The 2,905-nt window shown below is 38.5% G+C and carries 3 protein-coding genes; 2 read left to right on the forward strand and 1 reads right to left on the reverse strand.

Translation table 11 applies throughout. The annotated features are described in order from the left end of the window. Window positions 1–150 precede the first annotated feature (150 nt). Window positions 151–345 carry an adenylosuccinate synthetase gene (locus VKY47_RS05450; protein WP_324311025.1) on the forward strand — a complete coding sequence of 65 codons (195 nt, stop codon included), beginning with the start codon at window positions 151–153 and terminating at the stop codon, window positions 343–345. A gap of 359 nt (window positions 346–704) precedes the next feature. Then, window positions 705–1,898 (forward strand): acyl-CoA dehydrogenase family protein, encoded by a 1,194-nt coding sequence (locus VKY47_RS05455; protein ID WP_324311027.1) that lies wholly within the window; start codon window positions 705–707, stop codon window positions 1,896–1,898. A gap of 342 nt (window positions 1,899–2,240) precedes the next feature. On the opposite strand, the gene VKY47_RS05460 is transcribed toward VKY47_RS05455, so the two are convergent. Further along, the coding region (locus VKY47_RS05460) for a hypothetical protein (protein WP_324311028.1) at window positions 2,241–2,905 on the reverse strand (665 nt) is incomplete at its 5' end.

Raw genomic sequence — 2,905 nt, forward strand, 5'->3', positions numbered from 1 at the left:
ATTCCTGTTTGGACTTGAACCATTGGATGGGTAGGTTTTACTGAGTTTGTAGGTGACATGTTTTGATATGCGGACCAGTTTTATCAGGCATTTTTACATTTTCAGCGAAATATTATGTAAATTGAGGGTTCATAGCTTCAAATAAAAACCATGCGAAACACTTTATATGCTTTAGTCCTGCAAAAATCTTCATTCACACCAAACCCAGGAGACACCGGCACCGTTGATTTGTCTAGACCCTTTGATTTGATTGTATTTGTTATTACACCTATAGTGCTTGTGATACTTTATTTTATTTGGAAACGCATGAAGAAAAAAGATAAAGAAAAAACTAATTTGCCTTAAAAAAAGGTGTTTTCTCCAATACTTATAACGTGCTTTTAGCGTTTCATTTTTTAAACCATTCCTTTATTACCCTTTGCCTGGGTTATTAAAAGTCCCTTGTTTTAGCTTTTAGAATTTAAGTAGCTCCCTAAATTTCAATAGGGACCTCCTCTCAAGTCGCATGTTGTATACTCTTATGGCTATTAGGGGTTTAGATTCTTAATTATTTTGTCGGTTTGTAGGAAATTACGGTAAACCAAACTATCTTAGCGCGCTAAAAATCCCATTTCAAATAAAACAATATTTTCTATAATTAGAAGCCGTATCCTGTTTTATAAAAAACGAGATGGCTGGCTTAATACCTCTAAAAACTAGATTATATGCTACAGAATGTTTTATTAGAACGCGAGATATACGCAACGGAAGAACACCAAATGATGCGAAAGATGATACAAGATTTCATCAAGCATGACATTATTGATTATATGGACGCCTGGGAACAGAAAGGCATGGTTCCACGAGACCTTTGGAAACGCGCTGGAGCATTGGGATTACTATGTATGGATATGCCTGTAATATATGGTGGAAGCGCTTTGGATTTTAGTTTTAATGCCTTATTTATTGAAGAATTGGCTAAAGAGGGGATTAGTGGGCCTGGGTTTTCATTGCATTCCGATATTGTGGCACCCTACCTTTTAAAATATGGGAGCGAGGCTCAAAAACAACAGTACTTGCCATTGATGGCTGCTGGAGAGCTTATTACAGCCATTTGTATGACGGAGCCAGATTGTGGAAGTGATCTTCGCGCCATTAAAACCACAGCAGTAGATAAGGGAGACCATTATTTAGTAAACGGACAGAAGACGTTTATTACCAATGGGCATTTGTGCGATTTGTGTGTGGTTGCAGTAAAAACCCATCCAGGCACAGAGAGAGAAGGCGTATCGTTATTGCTTATAAATAGCGATTCTGAAGGTTTTGAGAAAGGCCCTCTTTTGAATAAAATAGGATTGAAAGCTCAAGATACCTGCGAGTTATTTTTTGACCATGTTAAGGTTCCCAAAGACAACTTATTAGGAGAAGAAGGCTCGGGCTTTAAAATTATGATGCGGGAATTGGCCAGGGAGCGCTTAACGGTGGCACTTAATGCTGTTGGCGGCGCTGAAGGAGCTATAGAAAAAACCCTTGCATACACCTCTACAAGAACGGCTTTTAAGCAGCCCATTGCAGGATTCCAAAACACCCAATTTAAACTTGCCGAATGTGCTGCCCAACTGCAGGTTCATCAAACTTTTATAGATCGTTGTACCCGCTTACTTTCGGATAATAAACTCTCTGCGGAAAGTGCTTCTATGGCAAAGTATTCGGCAACAGAAATGCATAGTAAGGTTGTAGATGAATGTCTGCAATTATTTGGAGGCTATGGTTATATCTGGGATTACCCCATTGCTAGAATGTATGCGAATAACCGGGTGGCCCGAATTTATGCAGGTACGAATGAAATTATGAAGTTATTAATAGCTCGTGGTTTATTTAAGGATTTGTTTCTTCATATGAAAACAAGTAAGAATTAAGATTGTTTTGAAAGCTTGCAGGTAAGAAGAATGCCTTGTTTTATTCAGCCCATAGACCTTAGAAAAATTAAACAGAACTTTAAGTTTCCATATTATTTAAACGTATGTTGTTGTTTTTCTGTTGAGGAGGCGCTTAGTAATTGATTCCGTAACTATACTAGATTAACATGGCGTGCTCCAGATGCAGCCATTTTTAATAAGGCCATCACTAGTCATGAGCTCATGGCTGCAACGCCAAACATGGAAGTTTAAGTTTTTAAGGCTTCCGTGATTGTGGTGTAGGTCTTTACAGTTAAAACTGGAGGGAACCTATATTTTTATAGGCAGATAATTTTGATTGTTTTAATAATTTTCACAAATATGGTTTCTAATCATGTGTTTTGTGATTTTTTTTAGTGTCTTTCCTGTTTCGGGATGCAGGCCTAGGGATGTGAAATATTCCAAGGTGCCCTCTTTATTTTTTCCATACCACAGATTTTCCGTGCCATCGTCCTTGAAAAAATCGGTGTTGCAATCGGGATATATTTTTCGGAATTGGTTGATGCGTTCTACATTATAAAGCTTCAATTCTCCATGATTTAAAGTCATGGCATCAAATGGGGCTTCCACATACTGATCTGTTTCCCATACCATCCATTTTTGTTTGTTCACCGAGGTATAGCTTATAAAAGCGATTAGAAGTACGAGCGCCACCCCGAGGGCGATTTTATATTTTTTAAAGACCGGAGGCACCTTACGCGTGCGTTTTTCTTTCGGGTTTTCAAGACCTTGGTTTTTAAATTCGGAATAATTTTCAAATCCCGCATACTTACATAAGCCCGTAACGACTTTTAGCTGCCTGATTTCTATATCTCCCGTGTCCTCTTTTAAGGCCTGGTTGTAGTAGTCTCTATAGGTTCGTTCCCCGAGCGGAAAATCTTCCGTTTCCTCCACATAATTAGAAAGCTCTTCCGCTATTTTAACGGCAGACGGATTTTGGATGCCCTTTTCCTTTAATTTATTTCGCG

This window comes from Xanthomarina sp., assembly GCF_035306705.1.
GTDB lineage: Bacteria > Bacteroidota > Bacteroidia > Flavobacteriales > Flavobacteriaceae > Xanthomarina.

Coding starts and splice junctions, on each gene's coding strand:
- VKY47_RS05450 (WP_324311025.1), top strand. CDS start 151: ATGCGAAACACTTTATATGCTTTAGTCCTGCAAAAATCTTCATTCACA.
- VKY47_RS05455 (WP_324311027.1), top strand. CDS start 705: ATGCTACAGAATGTTTTATTAGAACGCGAGATATACGCAACGGAAGAA.